Below are 19,711 nucleotides of genomic sequence, written 5' to 3'. Positions count from 1 at the left end.
GCGATTGATCCTGGCCACGCTTCATCGTGGGAGGGAGCGGCGTTCCAGCAGTGCTTCCCTCGTCACCGGATCGGCCAGGCGGGCCTGCCACCAGACCATCGCCTTGCCGGATAGCCCGGACGACCGTTGCCAGGCATAGCGGATGTGGGCGACACGTTCCTGGCGGGCCACCGGTGGGGCCACCAGGCGGCCGGATTCGATATAGGGGCGCGCCAGGCATTCGGGCAGAAAGCCCACGCCGATGCCTCGCAGTTGTGCTTCCAGCTTTTCGGCGAGCCCCGGTACGGTGAATACATCCTGACCACCCAGCAGGCCGATGGTGATGCCGCTGCCCCGGGTGGTGGAGTCGGCGACGGCCACCGCCCGATGGCGGCCGATGGTCGCGTCGTCCAGCGCTGAGGTGGCCGTGGCCAGAGGATGGTGGGGCGCGACGGCGAAGATGAAGCGCTGACTGCCGAGGGGCAGGGACTCGACGTTCTCGGGCATCACCGTTTCGGCGACCACTCCAATGGCCAGATCGGCCTGTCCGGAGGTGAGGGCCTCCAGGGTTCCCGACAGGATCCCGTCCCGCAGGCGCAGGCGTGTCGGCGGTTCGAGGGCGAGAAAGGCCTCGCACAATTCGAATAGGGTTGTCCGGTTGATGACGCCATCCACCGCCAGCGTGAACTGGGCTTCCCAGCCCGTGGCGATCCGCTTTACCCGGTTGGCCACGGCGTCGAGCTCGTCCAGCAGGCGGGCACCTTCCCGCAGCAGTTCCGCCCCTGCCGACGTAAGCCGGGCATGGCGCGAACTCCGGTCAAACAGCAGCACATCCAGCGCATCCTCGATCTGCCGGACCCGGTAGGTGAGGGCGCTGGGCACCATGCCCGCTGCCCGGGCCGCGGCTGCAAAGCTCCCCGCCTCGGCAATGCGCTGGAGCATGGCGAGGGCGTCGGGGGTGAGGACATCCCGGGGCGAGAGACGAAATTTGGACATCGACAGTTGTTTTGATTCAAATTAATTGAATGATGCCATCAAAGCCCCTGGATCATCGGGGTTGGAACGGACGCTACACTGGGCTTCATTACAGGAGGTCACACCATGCTTACCCTGCGTAAATCCGAAGACCGCGGCCTTGCCGATCATGGCTGGCTGCTCAGCCGTCACAGCTTCTCCTTCGCCGGCTACCACGATCCAGCCCATATGGGCTGGGGCAACCTGCTGGTCATCAACGAGGACCGCATCGCCCCGGGCAGCGGTTTCGGCACTCACGGGCATCGGGATATGGAGATCATCAGCTACGTGCTGTCTGGTGCCCTTGCCCACAAGGACAGCATAGGCAATGGCACGGTGATCCTGCCGGGCGAGGTGCAGCGCATGAGTGCCGGCACGGGCGTACGCCACAGCGAGTTCAACCACGCGGCCGACGCCACCACCCACTTCCTGCAGATCTGGATAGAGCCTCGCCGGGTGGGCATGGCCCCGGGTTACGAGCAAAAGTTGTTTCCGGTAGCCGAGAAGCTGGGTCGCCTGCGTCGGGTGGCGGCACCCGACGGCGCCGACGGGGCGGTGACCCTGAACGCGGACGCAACCCTTTACGCTGGCCTGTTCGATGGCGACGAGTCCGCCCACCTGGCCCTCGACCCTGCCCGCAAGGCCTATGTATATCTGGTTCGTGGTGCCCTGACCGTCAATGGCCAGCCCCTCCGGGCCGGGGATGCATTGCTGCTGGCCAACGAGCCCGTGCTGGGCCTGGCCGACGGACACGATGCGGAGGTTCTGGTCTTTGATCTGGCACCCTGAAGGGCTTCGCGTCCAGCGGCTGCGGCAATAGGCCGCAAACCCGTTGCCGGACATGTTTCTAGAATCGCACCTTCCGCAGGGCCGGCGGCTGTTGCCGGCCCTGCCATCCAGATTGCGTTCAAAGAGACTGTCTTCATGCATATTCCGCTGCGATTTGCCGCGCTGATCGGTGCCATTCACTCCGGAGGCGCCATTGCCTCCCCGACAGAGGGGGCGCCTGGGCCCGCTCCGATCCTGCCCGAAGTCAGGGTGGAGGCATCAAGGGTGTCGTCCTACGGGGCCGAGACGGCTACGGTGGCCGGCAAGCTGCCCCAGTCGCCTCGGGAGATTCCCAACTCGGTATCGGTGCTGACCCGCCAGCAGATGGACGACCAGAACATGGTCACCCCCTGGGACGCCCTGTCCCAGATCACCGGTGTTCAGGCCATCGCCAACGACATCACCCAGGGCCAGTTCCATTCGCGGGGTGGCGCCCTCGAAGTCCAGCAGGACGGTCTGCCGTCCACCCTGCCCCTCTCCGGCTATCAGCAGTTCGACCTGGCCCTGTACGACCGCGTTGAGGTGATGCGTGGCCCGGCGGGCCTGCTCCAGGGGGCTGGTTCCTTCTCGGGGGCAGTCAACCTGGTGCGCAAGCGTCCGAATGATGTGTTCGCCGCATCGGCGCTGGCCTCCACGGGGACCTGGAACAACAACCGACTTGAGGCAGACGTGAGCGCGGTCGTGAATGAGTCCCGCAGCCTGCGCGCCCGGGGTGTGCTGTCGGTGGTGGACCGGGATTACGTATTCAATCGCGTCCATGACCGCAAGTGGCTGGGCTATCTGACCGTGGACTATGACTTCTCCCCGGCGACCACCCTCAATCTCTTCGTGGCCAATCTCACCAATGACTCGACCGGGTTTTCCGGTCTGCCGACCTACACCGATGGACGCCAGCTGTCGGTGCCCCGCTCTTTCAACCCGTATCCGGACTGGAACCGCATCGAGTGGGACACCACCGATATCGGCGCCGACCTGAGCCACCGCTTCGGTGATCGCTGGACCGCCACCCTGAAGCTGCAGCGGCGCGATCAGAGCCAGTTCTTCAAGGACGGCTATGCCAATGCCGGCGTCAACCCGGCGACCAACGTGATTGCCAGCTATGCCCGCCGGGAGTTCATATACGACTACGTGCATGAAGCCGTGGATGCCTACGCTGGCGGTCCGTTCAGTTTGTTCGGACGTGAGCACAACGTGTTGGTCGGGGCCAACTTCAGCAGCTTCGACAGCCGCGGCCGGGGTGCCAATCCGAACTCGCCGGGCAGTTCCAGCCTGACCTACACCAACGTGCTCCTCGCCGACCCCCCGGCCGTGCCGGAGCTGGAAGTGACGTATCGCACCGGCAGCCACAGCGTAACCACTCAGACCGGTTTGTATGGCCGCCTGACACTCAATCTGGCCGACCCGCTGAAGCTCATCCTGGGGGGCCGCTTCTCGGACTACACCTACAAGTCCCGCACGACAGCCCCCAACCCCACCCCCACGGCATGGGCGCGCGGCGCACGGGCTGAGGGCGAGTTCACCCCCTATGCAGGGCTCACCTGGGACGTAAGCCGTCAACTCACCCTCTACGCCAGCTACGCCGACATCTTTGTACCCCAGACCCAGAAGCGGGTGGACAACAGCATCCTCGATCCGCGAGTCGGGCGTCAGTACGAGATTGGTGCCAAGGCCGGGTTGCTGGATGACCGCCTGTCCGTCAATGCCTCGGTGTTCAACATCCGCGACACCAACCGGGCCCAGTCCGATACGGCCAATCCCGGCTATTTCACCACCGCCGGCGAGCTGGAGAGCAAAGGCCGCGAGCTGGAGCTGGTGGGGCAGATCATGCCTCGCTGGGACGTCTCCGCCGGTTACACCTGGATGGACACACGTTGGGTGAACAATGGCGCCAGCACCGGCTTGCCGGTGAGCTTCTGGTATCCGAAGGAACTGATCAAGCTGTGGTCCCGCTACCGCTTTGCGGACAGCGGCCCCCTGCGCGGCTTCAGCATCGGGTTCGGCCTCCAGGGGCAGGGGACGAGTGCCAGCGGGGCCGCCACCTCCACGGTGGCGGCCCGCACCCAGAATGCCTACACGGTGTACAAGCTGCAGGTCGGCTACGCCATCGACCGCAACTGGTCGGCGACCCTGGACGTCAACAATGTCTTCGACAGCGACTACTACACCCGGCTGGGTGGCACCAACACCTACAACCTCTATGGCGATCCGCGAAACGTGGTGCTGACTGTGCGGGCCCGTTACTGAGCGATGGATGGCCAGGGCCAGGGGGTAGGGATCGCATCAAGCTCGTCATGCCTGCCCGGCTCGATGATCTGGTTCAGGTTGCCGCCCGCCACGGCGGGGGCCATCGCTTCGGCCCTTGTCCTTCTTGTGTATCAGCATGATTGGCGCACATCGGCCGGCATCGTGGTAAATGCCGACGCAGTCGAGGCACTGGAAGCAGCGCTCATAGCGAATGGCGCCGCTCTTCTCGATGGCGTCGTAGGCGCAGCGGTGGCGGCAGGTCTGACAGGGTTGGCCGCATTCGCTGCGGCGGGGCAACCAGTCGAGCAGGCGTAGTTTGCCGCCCAGAGCCATGGCGGCGCCCAGGGGGCACAGGTAGCGGCAGAAGAACTTGTAGTATAGGCCCCCGAGCACGAGCAGGATCAGTGCATAGGCGACGAAGGGTGCGCTGCGGTCAAAGCCCACGGTGATGGCGGTCTTGAAGGGTTCCACCTCGACGCCCTTCTCGGCCCACTGGGGGGCGATGGCGGCCAGCGCGGCGAGGGCAGCCAGAATGACGAAGCGGCCCCGGTCCAGCAGGCCAGCCAGCTGAGTGGGCAGCTTGAGCTGGGGCAGACGCAGGGCGCGCGCGAGCAGGGCAGCGAACTCCTGCAGCGCGCCGAAGGGGCACAGCCAGCCGCAGAAGGTGCCGCGGCCCCACACCACGAAACTCATCAAGGTGAAGGCGATCAGCAGCAGGCTCACCGGGTCGTAGAGAAAGCTCTTCAGCCCGGCGCCGGCCACCAGGGATTTGATCGCCCCGGTGATCTGCACGATGGACAGCTGCCCCTGGGCATACCAGCCGATGTAGCCCAGGGTGAAGGCCAGAAAGGCTAGGCGGAAGGCCTTCAGCCGGGGCGCCGATACGGAGATCCAGCGGGGCCGGGCCAGCACCACCGACAGCAGGGCCAGGGCGGTGATGATGATGCCCAGCTCGACGCGGCGGTCTTTCCAGGCGATGAGCCAGTCGGGCAGGGGGGGCGGGGGACGGTAGAACAGCGCTTCCGGCGCCTGGTAGTCCAGGTGGGCGCTGCGTTGCGTGATCACCGGGAGCATGGAGCCCTTGGCCCGGCTCAGGGTGAGCTCAAAGCGCACCGGGCTGGCCGGGTCGATGCCGGACATGGGGGGGACACGCAGCACCAGCGCGGCGTTAAGGGGCGGTGCGCCGCTGGGTGGGCGGGGTGACAGGTCCAGGTCGCGCAGCTCGACCGGCGCACCGCCCTGACTGAAGGCGAGGCGGGCGGGTACGGTGCCGCGGGTGAAGTTCTCGTCGATATAGGCGTCGCGCCCGGCGCTGGCCACCCACCAGGCGTGCTGGCCAGGCTCCAGCCGGCGCATCAGGTCGGCGTGGCCGGCGTCGCCAAGAATGGCCCGGCCGATGGTGGGGGCGTTGAGGTAGGCCACGTACAGGTCGATGAAGGTCTCACCGGGGCGGGCCAGGGCCTCTGCATCCACGCCGGCGCCGTCGCTGCCGGCGAAGCGCTGCTCCACATCGGCATTGCTCAGGTGCAGACGACCGATGGCGCCAGACTTGAGTAGCGCGTCAACGCTGCGGGCCTCGTAAAGATCGTCCCGGACGCGTGCCAGTGGCCCCTTTTCTGCCGGCGCGGCAAAACCCAGACGGGCGCGGGCCACGGCCAGGGCCGAGGTGAGGATGGTCTGGTTGACGATGCGCACCGAGGCGGTGGCCTTGCTCACCCCGTCCAGCACCACCCGGTTGCCGCCGGCACCGGCGCGGGTGTTGCCGTACAGGCTGGAGACGGTGATTTCCTGCTTGAGGCTCTTGTTGGCGTACTGGGCCAGGAAGTCGCGCAGGGGGCCTTCGCCCAGGCCGGACAGGAACACCGGCTCGTGCTGGCGCAAGAGCTCCACGTCCATGAAGTTGCCCTTGCGGTCGATACTGACCAGCAGGTTCATGGGGGTGCCCTCGAAACCCGGGATGGGGGCCAGGTCGATGGATTCGAAGGCGTAGGCCACCGGGCCAGCTTCGGGTTCGAGTTCGCTGGTGATGGGCCAGGCTGGGACATCGCGCAGCTTGTCGCCCACATGCAGGGGGGGCTGGAAGCGCCGGGCGATGTCGGCCTGGTTCAGGTCGCCAGCCAGGGCCGGCAGACCCAGGCTGGCGAGGAGCAGGGCGGCGCCGGATGCAGCGCGGCGCAGGAGGCGGCGTGCATCCATGGGCGTCGTTGGGGCTTACTTGGCTTCGAGCTGCTGCTTGAGGGCGTCCAGACCGCTGGTGTAGATGCCGGTGACCGCCTTCTTGGCGCCGGCGTTGTCAGCCCCTTCGGCGGGCTTTTCGTCCTTGCGCTTGAAGGTGGACGACCACTCCACGCGGCTGCCGCCCTTGGCGGCCTTGACCTTGAGGGTGGACACGTAGTCGCTTACCGGCAGCGGCGAGTCGATGATGCGGTATTTGAGGCTGCGGGTGGAGTCCTGGTGGCTGAGCAGTTCTTCGACCAGCTTGGCGCCGTCCTTGGTGGTGACGGTGCGCACGGCACCGCGCTTGTCCTTGACGCCCTTGTCGATGGTGGTGCTGCCCACGGCCGGATGCCAGGCCAGGTTGCCGAAGTCGCGCACGACTTCCCACACTTTGGCGGGCGGGGCGGAGATGTCGATATGCTCGGTAACCTTGAGGGGCTGGCGGGCGGCCAGGGCTGGGGTGGCTGCGGCCAGGGCGAGGGTGGCAATGAGGACTGCGGCTTTGTTGTTCATGGAGCTCTCTCAGGTGGGGAAAGGAGGGGGGCGGCAGGCCGTGTGGCTTAAACCTCGATCAGGCCGGAGCGCACGGCAGCCATGGCCAGTTCGGCCATGTTCTGCACGCCGAGTTTCTGCTTGATGTGATAGAGATGGGTGCCGACGGTGTTGGGGCTGAGGTGGAAGGTTTCGGCCACTTCAGCTACCGAGCGGCCCTGGGCCAGTTGCAGGAAGACGCTGAATTCTTTGTCGGTCAGGGTCTCGGCGGGGTGTTCCGGGCGATCGGCACGGCGCAGGGCTGCGGCGATCTCCGGGTCAATGTAGCGTTGGCCGACAGCCACCAGACTCACCGCCTTGAGCAGTTCGTCGGGGGGGCTGCGTTTGCACAGATAGCCGGCGGCACCCACCTTGAGGGCCCGCTCGGCGGTGAGGGCGTCGGCGTGGGCCGAGGCGATCAGCACCTTCTGGCCGGGCTTGCGGGCGAGGATGCGCTCCAGCGCGGCAAGGCCGCCGCAACCGGGCATGGAGAGGTCCATCACCAGCACGTCGGGGTCGAGCTCGTGCATCAGCTGCTGGGCGGCCTCGCCGCTGTCGGCCTCGGCCAGTACCCGGGCGCCGACGCCCTCCAGGAGCAGGCGGAAGCCCATGCGGACGATGGCGTGGTCATCGGCAAGGACCAGTGACAGGGTGGACATGGGGGCGGGTGCGCTCATGAGGGGCGGCCTTCCGGGAGGGGGGCAGGGGCAGGGGGCTCCAGCGGGGTGAGGGGCAGGCGGGCGCGGATGCGCGTGCCACCGCCCGGCGGGCTGCTGATGTCCAGGTCGCCGGCCAGGCCGATGACCCGTTCGCGCATGCCGGCGAGGCCGAAGCCCGCCTGGCCCGGCGCGGGCAAGATACCGCGTCCGTTGTCGCTGATCTCGATGGTCAGGGTGTCGCCCTCGCGCAGCAGGCGCACCCGGGCCCGGCTGGCCAGGGCGTGGCGGACGATGTTGGTGCACGACTCCTGAACGATGCGCAGGGTGGCCAGGGTGATGTCGTCGGGCAGGGGCTGGGGGCCGGCGAAGAGCTCGGTGGACAGCTCGATGTCGGCGTGATGGCGGCTCCAGCTGGCGAGGTAGCTGCGCACCGCGTCGTCCAGGGTTTCGCGCTGGGCACTGCTGCCAGGGGGGCGCAGGCGGGTGAGCAGGGCGCGCACATCGCCCTGCATGCGTGAGGCCACGTCGCGGATGACCTCGGCGCTCTGGTGGATCTGGGGTGTGTCGGTGCTGCGCTGGACGATGGCGCCGGCGAGGGCGGCGACGGCGGTGATGCTCTGGCCGAGTTCGTCATGGAGATCCCGGGCGATGGCCAGGCGGTCGGCTTCGAGGCGCTCGGTGATGGCCCGGGCCACGGCCTGTTCGTGGGTCAGGCGGACGTTCTCGATCACGGCTTCGTTTAGGCGTCGGGCCATGCCGTTGAAGGCGTGGCCCAGGCGGGCCAGCTCGGCGGGGCCGTCGGTGGGCAGGCGGGTGTCGAACTTGCCCTGGCCGGTGCGGTCCAGGGCGGCCATCACGTCTTCAAGGGGTTTGAGGGCATGGTGGATGGCAAACCAGCTGCCGATGAACAGGCCGGTCAGGGCCAGCAGGGCGCGGGCCGCCGCCGCGCTGACGTCGTCCCACAGGTCCACCAGGGCTCGCGAAGGGTCGGGCTGCAGGTGCAGGGTGAGTTTGCCGGCATGCAGGGTCATGGCCGGGATGCCGGGCTCCATCCAATGGGTGAACCAGTCGGGGGCGTCGCGCCCGGGCTTGTAAGCGGAGGGTGGAGAGGTGTACAGCAGACGGCCTGATTCGTCGCGAGCTTCGAGCTGGTGGGCGCGGATGCGGCCGACGGCGTTGAGGTGGGCGAGCAGTCGGGCCTCCGTCCAGGCCGGATCACCGGCAGCGGTGCCCTGTGCGGATACGGACAACCATTGGGCGGCCACCCGGTGGGCGGCGGTGATCTCTTCGGTGATGGCGGTGCGGGCGTCGCGTACCCACAGGGCGGCACTGGCGATCACAAAGGCGGCGGCGAGCGCAGTGAGCACCAGACTAACCCGCAGCCGCAGGGATTGGCTGTTGCCCACAGGGCTGGGCGTGATGTTGATTTCGGGACCGGAGGGAAGGGTGCCGGCGGCTGCGTTCATGCCGGTTTCTCCAGTTTGAAGAGCACGGGGACGACGATCTGAAGTTCGCGGTTCTGCAGGGCTTCAGGCGGTCGGGGCAGTTGGCCTGCGCCCGAGACCAGTTGGATGGCGCTTTGGTCGAGGACTTCAAAGCCGCTTGACCGCACTACCTGGGCGGCCACGATGTTGCCCTTGCGGGCGATGGTGATGCGCACCTGCACTTCGCCCTCCCAGCCGCGCATGGCGGCCAGCCGAGGGTAGTTCTGCTGGCGTGCGAAAAGGCTGGAGAGGCTGCGCCCGTAGCGTTCGAGCAGGGCCGGATCGAGGGGCTCATCGGCAGTTGGGGCGGCGACCACGGCAGGTTCGGCGTGGACCGGCCGCGGAGCGGCGATGGCGACTGCAGGGGGGGCTGGGTTTTCGATGACAGGCGCGGCAAGTGCTGAGGTGGTCGGGCTGGGGTCGGAGCGCAGGGCCGGCGCAGTGCTGGAGGGCTGGGCAAGCGGGCGGGGCAGGGTGGGCGCCGGGTGGGGCGCAGCCTGCGGCGCGCGCGCGCGGGTTTCGATGCGGGGAGGCAGTTGTGCTGGTGGCTGCCTTTCAACAGACGGCTGGCTGACCGGCGCAAGCTGGACGGGTTGTGGCAAGGGTAGCGGTGCGCGGAGCACGATTTCGAGGGTAGGCGGTGGGGCCGGGGGAGGCGTCAGGCCCTTGCCCTGTACCAGCAGGGCCAGCGCGTGGATGCCGATCGACAGGCCGATGGCCAGCCGCAGGGGGCGCGGCAGCGCTGCGGGGCGTGGCCAGGCGATGGCGGGCAGCGGCAGGGCGGTGTTCATGGCTTGTGGCGGTCGCCGGAAAGGGCCGCCTGCTCGTAGGCCGGATAGAGCTGGCCGACCGAGCGGCGGTATTCCGCGTCGACCACGGCCAGGCTGCGGAATTCCGCCGGCAGCGGCAGGGCCAGGACTTCGGTCATGTCAAGACCGTCGTTGGCCGCCTGGCGCAGCTGACGGTCCAGCCAGGCCAGCCAGGCACGGGTCTGGCGGATCGGGCCGGCATCGCCAGCCACCGGGCCATGGCCGGGGACAAGGGTGGTGAAGGGGGTCTTCTCGAGCTGGTCGAGGGCAGCCTGCCAGCGCGGCAGGTTGGCATGGGGCGTAGTGGGGGTGCGGTCGTTGAACACCAGGTCGCCGGCAAAGAGCACCCCGGTGCTGCGGTCGAGGATGACCAGGTCGGCCACGGTGTGGCCGGCAAGGGCGATCAGCTCGAAGCGGTGCCCGCCCATCTCCAGGGGGCCGGCAGCGAGGGGGCGAGCCGGGGCGACGGGCTCGGTGCCGGCCATCCAGTCACCGGCCAGGCGGTACATGTTCTCGTTGAGGCTGCCGCCTTCACTGTGGATGCCCTTGATGGTGGCAGGCAGTGCCGCCAGGGTGTCGGGGGCAAAGGCCTGATTGCCCAGAAAGTGGTCCGGGTGGTGGTGGGTATTGAGCACCAGAGTCACCGGCTTGTCAGTGATGCGGGCGATGGCGCGCTTGAGCTGCTCGCCATAGACCCGTGACGGGCCACTGTCGATCACCACCACGCCGGCACGGGTGACGATGAAGGCCGTGTTAACGATGTTGCCGCCGTTGGCAAAGCTGAAGTCTTCGCTGCGCCCGACCAGCACCCAGGTGTCTTCGGCGATGCGCACGGGGGCGAGGCCATAGTCCCGGTCGGCGGCAGCCAGGAGCAGGGTCCAGCCGAGGGCGAAGACGGTAATCAGGCCGCGGGCGAAGCAGGAGATGGGGCGCGGGAGGGCGGTCATTTTTCGATCTCTGCCGAGATGGCGTTGCCGTTGTTGTCGCGGCCGCTGACTCGATATCCGGCGGCGGCCCGGGCGGCAGGGATGTCGACGGTGAAGACCGGGTTCTCGGCGATGGGCTCGAAGCCCTCGATGTGCATCAGGGCCTTGCCCTGGTCGTCGCTGAGATCCAGGTCCTGCAGGAAGAAGGCCGGAATGCCGGCGGCGAGGCCGGTGTCGATGGGGTGGATGATGCGCAGACGGATGCGCTCGCCGCCTTCCTTGCGGGCCCACACGCGGCTGCTCACTTCGCCCAGACGCTTCTGCCATTCGGGGGAGCCGCTGCTGGTGGACGGCAGGGTACAGCCGCCGCCGGCGGTATTGACCCAGGTGCCACCCACGTGCCAGGTGCCGTCGGCGGTGCGCACCGCGGCGCGGACGGGGGTGGACTGCTGCAGCTTGATGCGGAAGCCCAGGGCCGCGTGGGCGCCGCTGGGCTCGAAGCGGACGATGCGCACGATGGGGTTGAAGTCGGCGAAGACCAGCACCTCGCGCACACCCGGCAGGGCGCTGGCGTCCACGCTCACCGGAACGTTCATGGCGTTTTCGGCGGTGAGGGGGGCGGTGACCTTGACCCGGTCGTCAAAGACGACCTGAGACGACGCGGGGAACATCTCCTTGCGCATGTCGGCCCAGCGGGGCGAGTCGAGGGGGTCGGTGCGGCGCTCGGCAGGGGTGGCCGCATGGCCTGTAGTGCAGGCACAGGCCATCCACAGGGCCGCGAAGGCCGCGAGGGCTTGCTTCTTCATTCTGTCTCCTGACGGCGGCCTGCCGGTGGCGGCGCGCTCTGTTTGCTGCGAAAGGTGCTGCAAGAGCTGTGCCATGGCCCGAAAGGTCGGCGGCCCGTCAGCCGGAAACGGTCTTCGGCACGGGGGGCAAGGGTTTGCGTGGACCGGAGAGCCACGGGCTCGCTTGTTCTGTGCTGCGGACATCTGTCGCAAGTGGTACAGCTGTCGCGCCTGTTCTGCTTCGGGGTGCTCCAGCTTGGAGCAGTTGGTGTGGAATGAAGCAGAAGCTGGGCGGAATAGCCCAGATTGGCTGCATTTTTCCCATTCGAACGTGTTTTCAGCCAGAGCCAACTTCCCGTTTTCTATCGGGAATTTTTCCCGGCCGATCTATTTTCCGGCGCGGCGCCGAGTCCTTGGCACAGCTCTTGCGCATGGAAAGCGCTGCACGACCTGGTTGGGCCGGGAGGTGGTCGCCCCAGGTTGCGCTTAAGCACCTTCTCGAAGGAGACATTCAATGATCCAAAGGAGCAAAACAATGAAAAAACCGTTTGCGTTGAGCCTGATCGCGGCAGCCGTGATGGTGGCCGGTTCGGTCCACGCCAAGGAAGTTACGGATGCTGACATTGCCAACGACGCCAAGACCACCGGCGACGTCACCCACTTCGGCCTTGGTCAGCAAGGTCAGCGCTTCAGCCCGCTGGACAAGGTCAACGTCAAGACCGTCAAGAACCTGGTTCCGGTGTGGTCCTTCTCCTTTGGTGGTGAGAAGCAGCGTGGTCAGGAATCCCAGCCGCTGATCCATGACGGCAAGATGTTCGTGACGGCTTCCTACAGCCGCATCTTTGCCCTGGACGCCAAGACCGGCAAGAAGTTGTGGAAGTACGAACACCGCCTGCCCGAGGGCATCATGCCCTGCTGTGACGTGGTCAACCGCGGCGCCGCCCTGTATGGCGACCTGGTGATCTTCGCCACCCTCGACGCCCAGCTCGTGGCCCTGAACAAGGACACCGGCAAGGTGGTGTGGAAGGAGAAGATCGACGACTACGCTGCCGGCTACTCTGCCACGGCGGCTCCGCTGATCGTCAAGGGCCTGGTCATTACCGGCGTGTCCGGTGGCGAGTTCGGCGTGCAGGGCCGCATGGAAGCCCGCGATGCCAAGACCGGCAAGATGGTGTGGGTGCGTCCGACCGTTGAAGGCCACATGGGCTACAAGTGGGTGAATGGCGAGAAGGTCGAGAACGGCATCTCCGGCACCCTCAACGCCACCTGGACCGGCGACCTCTGGAAGACCGGCGGCGCGGCCACCTGGAACGGCGCCACCTACGATCCCGACACCAACCTGGTCTTTGCCGGCACCGGCAACCCCGCTCCCTGGAACAGCCACCTGCGCCCTGGCGACAACCTGTTCTCCTCCGCCACTGTGGCCATCGACCCGGATACCGGCAAGATCGTCTGGCACTACCAGACCACCCCCCACGACGGCTGGGACTTTGACGGTGTGAACGAATTCGTGTCCTTCGACTACAAGGACCCGAAGACCGGCAAGATCATCAAGGCGGGCGGCAAGGCTGACCGTAACGGCTTCTTCTTCGTGCTCGACCGTACCAACGGCAAGCCGCTGAACATCTTCCCCTTCGTCAAGGACATCACCTGGGCCAAGGGTTTCGACATGACCACCGGCCGTCCCATCTACGTCGATGAGAACCGTCCGGGCGACCCGTCCGGCAGCGCCGATGGCAAGAAGGGCAAGAACGTCTTCGCCGCACCGTCCTTCCTGGGCGGCAAGAACCAGCAGCAGATCGCCTACAACCCGCAGACCGGCCTGTTCTACGTGCCGGCCAACGAGTGGGGCATGGACATCTGGAACGAGCCCGTCTCCTACAAGCGCGGTGCCGCTTACCTGGGCGCCGGCTTCACCATCAAGGCCCTGCACGACGACTACATCGGCGCCCTGCGCGCCGTGGATCCGACCACCGGCAAGATCGTCTGGGAAAACAAGAACTTCGCTCCCCTGTGGGGCGGTGTCCTGACCACCGGCGGCAACCTGACCTTCTACGGTACCCCCGAGGGCTACCTGAAGGCGCTGGACGCCAAGACCGGCAAGGAAGTCTGGTCCTTCCAGACCGGCACCGGCGTGGTGGCTCCCCCGGTTACCTGGATGGAAGGCGGCGAGCAGTACGTGGCCGTGGTGTCCGGCTGGGGTGGTGCTGTTCCCCTGTGGGGCGGCGACGTGGCCCGTCGCGTGAACTACCTGGAGCAGGGCGGTTCCGTGTGGGTGTTCAAGCTGCACAACAGCAAGTAATTGCGTTTGCCGGGCACAGTCCGATTTTCCGGGCTGTGCCGGCTGAGGTCTCCGTGGCTTTGTTGCTGCGGATGAGCGGCCCCCTTTCGAGGGGGCCGTTTCCATTCAGAGGCCGTGCCGGCCATCCCCGCTTCCTGAGTCTCTTGATGAAGTCTGCCGACTCTAAGGCCTGCGTGTTGGTGGCCTTGGTGTGCCTCGCGAGGGTGGGTATGGTGGGTTTCTGTGCAGAAAAGGCCTACCAGAGCTTGCGGGTGTCCAGCCAGACCACTTGGCCTGTGCGTGTCTTTACATCACGAACCATGTGTTCGGTGCCGCCGGGGCCATCACCGCCACTGCCGTTCCACAGGCAGATCATGTAGCCGCGCTTGATGCCCAGGGACAGGGTGCTGTGCAGCAGCCAGTGGTTGCAGCGCTCGAAAGGGCTCATTGGTTTGCCAGACGCGTCTTTGGGCAAGGGGCCAAGGACTTCCGGCATGACCCGATTGGGCAGGGTGAGGGCGTGGTCGCGGACTGCAAGGTAGCGTTCGCGCCAGGCATCGCCATTGGTGGCCGGGAGGATGGATTGTTCAATGAAGTCGGCCTCGGGCAGGGGTAGCAGAAGCTGCACGTGCATGCCCAGGGCGATGCAGGCCTCGGCAAAAAGCAGGTCGCCACCCGATGCGCCCTGGGTGATGGCCAGATCGTCCTTGCCCGCGCCAAGTCTGGCCAGGGTGTCGGCGATGGCCCGGGCGGCAATGGGCTCCTTGTCGGCCGGGAAGCGTGGTGTGGGGCGGCCGGGTGCGTCGATCATGTGCCCGGAGAACAGAAACACCTTGCGCGGTTGCCAGCCCTTTTCGGTGGGAGGCTCAAGCCGGGTAAGCGCGCGCTCGAAGGTGGTGATGCCGGCACCTACCTCGTCAGGCCGAAAGCCCAGGCTGGCCAGTAGCCGGAGCTGGGCCAGGCAGGCATCCAGGGCAAACCAGTTCTTGTCGGCCAGGGCGATAGCGGCCTGGTAGGCGGCCGTCACTTCGGCGGCGCTTCCATTGAGCACGGCCAGATCGCCCAGGGTGGCCGCAGCCCAGAAGCGTTGGGCCGGTGCCTGCTCGCAGGTGGCCGCCCAGCCCACGCCGCCGGCCATGGCATGGGTCTCGGCGTTGAAGCTGTCCTTGCCAGTGAGGTGGTGGTGGAGATGCATCAGGGTGACCGCATTGATGCCCGAGTAGTAGTGGCCCGGTGCGGTACGGAAGGCGCGGGTGTAGCCGGTGATGGCGGCCTTCAGCAAGCCTTCCTCGTAGGCTGCGTCTTCACGCTTCTTTGCCGGGCTGTGCTCCGGGCGGTTCCAGGCGTCTGTCCACGCGTCCTTGTCGAGGCGGGCGAGGAGAGACAGGGCTTCCACGTCGCCGGGGCGTTTGGCCAGGATGGCGTTGTAGACCTCGCGGGCCTCGTCCGTCCGCTTCAGGCGTTGCAGGCAGATGCCGCGTTGGCGGGCGGCCTCCGGGTTGGCAGGGTCGAAGCTGAGCGCCAGTTCGAACTGCTCCAGGGCGTAGTTGTAGTGCTGGCCCTTGAGCAGGGCGGTGCCAGCTTTGAGCCGGGCCGCGACCCGCAGGGCGGTGACGGGCGCCTCGTCGGCTAACACCAGCACATCCTCGGGTCGGCCGGCCTTGCAGGCTCGTTCGATGAGCGCAGCCCAGGCATCGTGACGTTGCCAGTACTCCCGCACGGCGCCAATGCGCAGGCTCTTCCAGTCGGGCTCCTGCAGGTTGGGGAGCAGGGCATACACCGGGCTGAGCGGGCCTTCGTGCCAGGCGGCGAGGGTGGCGATGGTCATGTCGGCGATGGCCTTGCGGTCGTCGACCAGATGGGCTGGGTCAGGCGCGCCGCCCTTGAGGTGGTAGGTCAGCATCCGGTCGGTGTAGATGTCGAAGGGCTTGTTGCCGCGCGGCCCCTGGACGAGGATCACCCCGTGGGCGCGCAGGGCATGGCGCACGCCCAGCTCGTACCACACGTTGGGATTGTCGATGCTCAGATCGGCCACCACCAGGTCGGCCATCAGCAACTCCTGGAACATGTCCAGGCGGATGTCCCCAGCCCGTTGCTCCTCGTCGGCCCGCAACACCTCCAACCCGGCATCCTCCAGGGCCGGCTTGATCAGTTCATCATAGATGCGGTTGAAGTCGATCTGCTCGCCCTTGTCATTCGGCTTGGTGCCGAAGGGCATGGCCACGAAGGCGTGGAGTTTCATCGAGGGCTTACCGGGAGTGTGGAGGACGGCCCGCCAAGGGCGTATGAATCTTAGTTGGCCGTCGGCGGGGCTGACAAGGGTCGGTTTGGAGGGGCATACAAGGGGATGGATCTGAAAAATGATGTTGCAAAATCAGCGGCAGCATTTGAATATGCCCCTTGTCAGAAAGATGGACCCATCCGGGGCCGGGGTCATCATTCTGCAAGCCAACGAGGACGTTTCATCGATGATTCCCGCCTTTTCCAGGCGCTGTCTTGCGTAGCTGAGGCCGGCTTTCAGCTGCAGATGGGCGCAGACGGTGACGCTGTGCCGGCGGGAACGCATCGAGAACCGCGGGCCTGGGCTGGGCCAGCAACAAGCGGAGTCCTGAAACCTGTTTCGAGCCCTATTGTGCGTCGTGTCCGAAGATCAATGAGGCATTGATCGCCCGATCATTTTTTTTCGTAAAGGAAGAAAGAAATGGCTCTCAACGTGGTCTTCGCCGGAGGCGATCGCGTGGGTCTCATTGTTCGGGGGAAATCGTCCCACGAAGACGACCCGAGCGTGTTTGCGCAACATGCGGATTGCATTCTTTCCACCGGGGCGCCAGTGGGTTTCTTTGGCGCCGGAAATACCGGCAGCTCCGGTGGTGGCTCCTCCGGGATAGGGGCGTCAAGCAGATCGAGCGCCAGCTTCTCGAATTCTTCCGGCATGGGTATGACAGGCGTGGTGTATGACCAGGCCGGGCTGGCGCGAAACCGCGCCAACTATGTGGATCTTGCGGTGGCCAGGGCCACCAAGACGGTCTCCACGGTGCTCCTTGTTCAGGTCTCGGCGGCAGAGGCGGCCTTGTTTGATGGCGCATGGCAGGACATGACCAAAGACCCCGGCAGTTTCCAGCTTCTGGGGTGGAACTGTTCGACACATGCCTCGCAGGCCTTTCGCAAGGCGGGCATTCTGAGTGCGGGAATCCCCGGGCTGGATACGCCGAACAATCTTTACAAACAGTTGTGTGTGGAGAAGCGCGGGAAACTCTCCGTTGCGTCGGGGTATATCGGATTTTCCAGCTTCGGGTCCGGCTATATGCTGACCGTTGAGCCGGTTGCGCCATGAACCTGCCGAGCCGGTTCTTGAGAACTTGTTCTGCCATCGCCAGGCCACGCAATGGTGTGGTGGTATTTGCTTTAGTTGGAGGTGCTTGTATGGCATCCAGTAATCTGGAACTGAAATGGGAGTGGCCTGCTGGCAGGGCCAGTGATATGGCTGCACTTGTTAAAGTGCAATCCATCAAACCGGCTTCAAAAGGTTTTTTTGGCATCCTCGCCTCGCCCTCAATGGCCAATGCGCTGCCCGAAGCGACGGACGTCAGCGTCATCTTTGATCAGCAGGGGGCGCACAACGCGGGGCAGATCGCCACCGTCCGTCTTCCGGGGGTGGAAGCTCGCAAACTTGAGGCAGGCTCCTGGGCTGCCCTGGGTCTGCTGGAGTCCGGGCGCGTATGCCTCTGTGTGCAGGCCGCCCCAAAAGTGAGTGTCGAAGAGTTGCGACGCTGGATTGCTGGCTGGAAGTGTCCGACCGAGCCCAATTAGCTTTTTGGAAGGTGTTTTTTGCTGGCTGCAGCCCGTGATGCAGGGCTTGGTGTTGGTTCGCGAAGTAACGACGAATTGCGGCAGTCAGCCCCGGCCTCGTGATTTACCTTGCCACGCACTGCAAGTCCTCGCCCTTGCCGGTGTTGGTGTTGAACCACTTCACCTTCAGGCTGCCTCCCTCGTGCGCCACGCTCACATTCTGCCCCTCGTAGGTGCCGCCAGCCTGACCTACGTGCCATAGCGTCATCGTCCGGTCGCCCCGCTCCAGTCGGATGGTAGCCGGCTGGGTGTCGAAAAAGTGGGCGACCACCTCGTTGGCGGGCTTGCCCTGGCAGATGTAGGAGACCGTCCGGGGCTCCATCAGGCGCCACACTGACTGCAACTCCGAGATGCGTAGCCGATAACGGGCATCGACGCATTCCCTCACCGATCTGACCGTCCAGGTAGCGGTGATCCAGGTTTCGACGCCCCTGGCTTTCCAGCAATCATCACGTCCCTTGACCCATCCGCGCTGCTCGACCCGCAGACGCTTGGCAAACTCGCCCTGTGCCTTGGCGTAGGCTGCTTGATAGACCTCGGCCAGCCTTACATCCAGGGCGGCAAGGGTGGCATCGGCACAGACGGCCTTCTCGACCGCCCCTTGCGCCTTGGCACAGTCAAATGTGGGCCTCTGGCCCGCAAATGCTGTCATCGACAAGAATGCAGTCCAGACCAGGAAAGGCAGGGGCAAGAGCTTGGGGGTACGCATGAGGGAGTCCTGGGGTGATGGTCGGGAAAGAGCGACTGACTAGCCGCAGGCGAAGGACAACGCTGGCCATTCGAGAGCACCACGACATGGCGTGCAAGGCTCAGCCACGCCTGCGCATCAGTGCGACCACCATTACCCACACCACAGCGGCATTGGCGATGAGCAGCGTGGCGTGGAGGAGGGTGCTCTCCCGCAGGAAGGCCAGCAGCTCGAAGGGCAGGTAGATACCGCCACTCGCTGCGGCGAGCACTTCGGCCCAGGCGCGCTGGTAATACAGTCCGAAGGCCTCGGCAAAGCGCAGGGCCGAATAGGCCAGGGCGCCGCAGGCGAGCAGGATCAGGCGGGATTCATGGATGTTGTTCGCGGCGTCGAGAAAGATCTGCGGATACTTTCCGGCCGGGTTGAGATGGGCATGCTGGACCAGTGACAGCGCCAGTGCGTGCAGATCCTGGTGTGCGAGGCTCAGCAGGCCTGTCCCCGCAAGCAGAACGACCAGCCCCTTGAGGGCTTCAAACAGCGCAACAAACCTGATCGTGCTGTTCATGGCGGTGTCCTGCCTGTCTTCCTGGAGTGGGCGTTGCCCTTTGTCAGTAGGCGAGCAGGACATCGGGGAGATTGGCAAGCACTTCGTCGTAACGCTCATGACGCTCCAGCGCCTCGATGACCGGAGCCAGGGGTTCGGCCCAGATCTCGGGCAAGTCGCGCTCCTCCGCTTCGTGGATGAAGAAAGCAAGGGCTTCGTCCGGTGGGCAGAAGCGTGCATTGACTCCGGGCTTGTTGCCTCTGGCATCAATCCTGTACCACCCGTGGTCCTGGAGATGAACGGCGTTCAAGCCGTGGAGGCAATACGGCGGCCCCCCATCTCCAACCGAGAGGCGCTGATAGCAGAGACCAGCCGGAACACGATTGGCCCTCAGCAGTGCCGCGAGCAGATGGCTCTTGGCATAGCAATAGCCCGTCCGGTAGCGCAGAACATCCGAAGCCTTGCAGGTGACCGGGTTGAGCTTGAAATCGACGCTATGACGGATTTCGTCCCGGACGAACTCGAAGCACCGCCTGACCAGATCACTCTCGGAGGTGGCACCCCGTGCCAGATCACGTGCGAGGGCTGAAACCTGGGGATCGTCGAAGTCAATGTATTTGCTGGGAGAGAGAAAGCGCTGCATGGGGCTTGGTTGGGTGGTTGTTGTACGTTAAGTGTCGGCGTTACCGGCCAATGATACCCAAGTGGGTAAACTTGAATCCTGCGGTGTATTTGAGGCCATAACCCAGGCAGGGCAATCGCACCGTTACGTCATAAACCCGAGCACCTCCGCCCGGAACTCATCGGAAGCGGAGGCGAGCAGGCGCTTGTTCTTTATTCCGGCCTTGACCGTCGAATTGAGCCGTAGGAGAT

General features: G+C 65.6%; 17 protein-coding genes. 5 read left to right on the top strand and 12 right to left on the bottom strand.

Annotated elements, in window-relative coordinates:
* Nucleotides 1–21: 21 nt before the first annotated feature.
* The gene (locus PHI64_RS14290) at nt 22–975 is read right to left on the bottom strand and encodes a LysR substrate-binding domain-containing protein (RefSeq protein WP_299883939.1); all 954 of its coding nucleotides are present in this window, start codon (nt 973–975) and stop codon (nt 22–24) included.
* A 105-nt stretch (nt 976–1,080) separates the two neighbouring features.
* Between PHI64_RS14290 and PHI64_RS14285 the strand changes: the two genes are divergently transcribed.
* Both PHI64_RS14285 and PHI64_RS14280 read left to right on the top strand, forming a co-directional pair.
* On the top strand, nt 1,081–1,782 hold the full coding sequence (locus PHI64_RS14285; protein ID WP_299883937.1) for a pirin family protein: 702 nt from the start codon (nt 1,081–1,083) through the stop codon (nt 1,780–1,782).
* A 135-nt stretch (nt 1,783–1,917) separates the two neighbouring features.
* On the top strand, nt 1,918–4,065 hold the full coding sequence (locus PHI64_RS14280; protein WP_299883935.1) for a TonB-dependent siderophore receptor: 2,148 nt from the start codon (nt 1,918–1,920) through the stop codon (nt 4,063–4,065).
* Between the two features lie 45 nt (nt 4,066–4,110).
* On the opposite strand, the gene PHI64_RS14275 is transcribed toward PHI64_RS14280, so the two are convergent.
* Genes PHI64_RS14275 through PHI64_RS14245 form a run of 7 tightly spaced genes read right to left on the bottom strand, consistent with a single transcriptional unit; the run spans nt 4,111 to nt 11,458 of the window.
* Nucleotides 4,111–6,261, bottom strand: a complete 2,151-nt coding sequence (locus PHI64_RS14275; RefSeq protein WP_299883933.1) for a 4Fe-4S binding protein — start codon at nt 6,259–6,261, stop codon at nt 4,111–4,113.
* Between the two features lie 15 nt (nt 6,262–6,276).
* Nucleotides 6,277–6,795, bottom strand: coding sequence for an SRPBCC family protein (locus PHI64_RS14270; RefSeq protein ID WP_299883931.1), 519 nt, complete (start codon nt 6,793–6,795; stop codon nt 6,277–6,279).
* A gap of 47 nt (nt 6,796–6,842) precedes the next feature.
* A complete protein-coding gene (locus PHI64_RS14265; RefSeq protein ID WP_299883929.1) occupies nt 6,843–7,490 on the bottom strand; it encodes a response regulator transcription factor in 648 nt (215 codons plus the stop codon).
* Complete coding sequence (locus PHI64_RS14260; protein WP_299883927.1) at nt 7,487–8,938, bottom strand: ATP-binding protein; 1,452 nt, start codon at nt 8,936–8,938, stop codon at nt 7,487–7,489. The genes PHI64_RS14265 and PHI64_RS14260 overlap by 4 nt, the downstream gene beginning before the upstream one ends.
* Nucleotides 8,935–9,747 carry an energy transducer TonB gene (locus PHI64_RS14255; protein ID WP_299883925.1) on the bottom strand — a complete coding sequence of 271 codons (813 nt, stop codon included), beginning with the start codon at nt 9,745–9,747 and terminating at the stop codon, nt 8,935–8,937. The genes PHI64_RS14260 and PHI64_RS14255 overlap by 4 nt, the downstream gene beginning before the upstream one ends.
* Nucleotides 9,744–10,712: a quinoprotein relay system zinc metallohydrolase 1 gene (locus tag PHI64_RS14250; RefSeq protein ID WP_299883923.1), complete on the bottom strand. Its 969-nt coding sequence runs from the start codon at nt 10,710–10,712 to the stop codon at nt 9,744–9,746. Before PHI64_RS14250 ends, PHI64_RS14255 begins: the two co-directional genes overlap by 4 nt.
* Nucleotides 10,709–11,458, bottom strand: a complete 750-nt coding sequence (locus tag PHI64_RS14245) for a quinoprotein dehydrogenase-associated SoxYZ-like carrier (protein ID WP_299884003.1) — start codon at nt 11,456–11,458, stop codon at nt 10,709–10,711. The genes PHI64_RS14250 and PHI64_RS14245 overlap by 4 nt, the downstream gene beginning before the upstream one ends.
* Before the next feature lie 553 nt (nt 11,459–12,011).
* Between PHI64_RS14245 and PHI64_RS14240 the strand changes: the two genes are divergently transcribed.
* Complete coding sequence (locus PHI64_RS14240) at nt 12,012–13,778, top strand: PQQ-dependent methanol/ethanol family dehydrogenase (protein WP_299883921.1); 1,767 nt, start codon at nt 12,012–12,014, stop codon at nt 13,776–13,778.
* Nucleotides 13,779–14,013: 235 nt separating this feature from the next.
* Here PHI64_RS14240 and PHI64_RS14235 read toward each other — a convergent pair whose 3' ends face one another.
* A complete protein-coding gene (locus tag PHI64_RS14235; protein WP_299883918.1) occupies nt 14,014–15,999 on the bottom strand; it encodes a tetratricopeptide repeat protein in 1,986 nt (661 codons plus the stop codon).
* Nucleotides 16,000–16,458: 459 nt separating this feature from the next.
* On the opposite strand from PHI64_RS14235, the gene PHI64_RS14230 reads away from it, so the two are divergent.
* On the top strand, nt 16,459–17,091 hold the full coding sequence (locus PHI64_RS14230; protein ID WP_299883915.1) for a hypothetical protein: 633 nt from the start codon (nt 16,459–16,461) through the stop codon (nt 17,089–17,091).
* An 89-nt stretch (nt 17,092–17,180) separates the two neighbouring features.
* Complete coding sequence (locus PHI64_RS14225) at nt 17,181–17,567, top strand: hypothetical protein (RefSeq protein WP_299883913.1); 387 nt, start codon at nt 17,181–17,183, stop codon at nt 17,565–17,567.
* 103 nt (nt 17,568–17,670) lie between these two features.
* On the opposite strand, the gene PHI64_RS14220 is transcribed toward PHI64_RS14225, so the two are convergent.
* The 3 genes from PHI64_RS14220 to PHI64_RS14210 all read right to left on the bottom strand — a co-directional run bounded on the left by PHI64_RS14220 (nt 17,671) and on the right by PHI64_RS14210 (nt 19,481).
* Nucleotides 17,671–18,315 carry a lysozyme inhibitor LprI family protein gene (locus PHI64_RS14220; RefSeq protein ID WP_299883911.1) on the bottom strand — a complete coding sequence of 215 codons (645 nt, stop codon included), beginning with the start codon at nt 18,313–18,315 and terminating at the stop codon, nt 17,671–17,673.
* Nucleotides 18,316–18,415: 100 nt separating this feature from the next.
* Entirely contained in the window at nt 18,416–18,859 is a 444-nt protein-coding gene (locus PHI64_RS14215) for a DUF2127 domain-containing protein (RefSeq protein ID WP_299883909.1), read from the bottom strand.
* A 43-nt stretch (nt 18,860–18,902) separates the two neighbouring features.
* Nucleotides 18,903–19,481 (bottom strand): transglutaminase family protein, encoded by a 579-nt coding sequence (locus PHI64_RS14210; protein ID WP_299883907.1) that lies wholly within the window; start codon nt 19,479–19,481, stop codon nt 18,903–18,905.
* Between the last annotated feature and the right edge of the window lie 230 nt (nt 19,482–19,711).

This window comes from Zoogloea sp., assembly GCF_028689785.1.
In the GTDB taxonomy this organism is placed as follows: Bacteria; Pseudomonadota; Gammaproteobacteria; order Burkholderiales; family Rhodocyclaceae; genus Zoogloea.
This window is presented reverse-complemented; position numbering and strand designations above follow the sequence as displayed.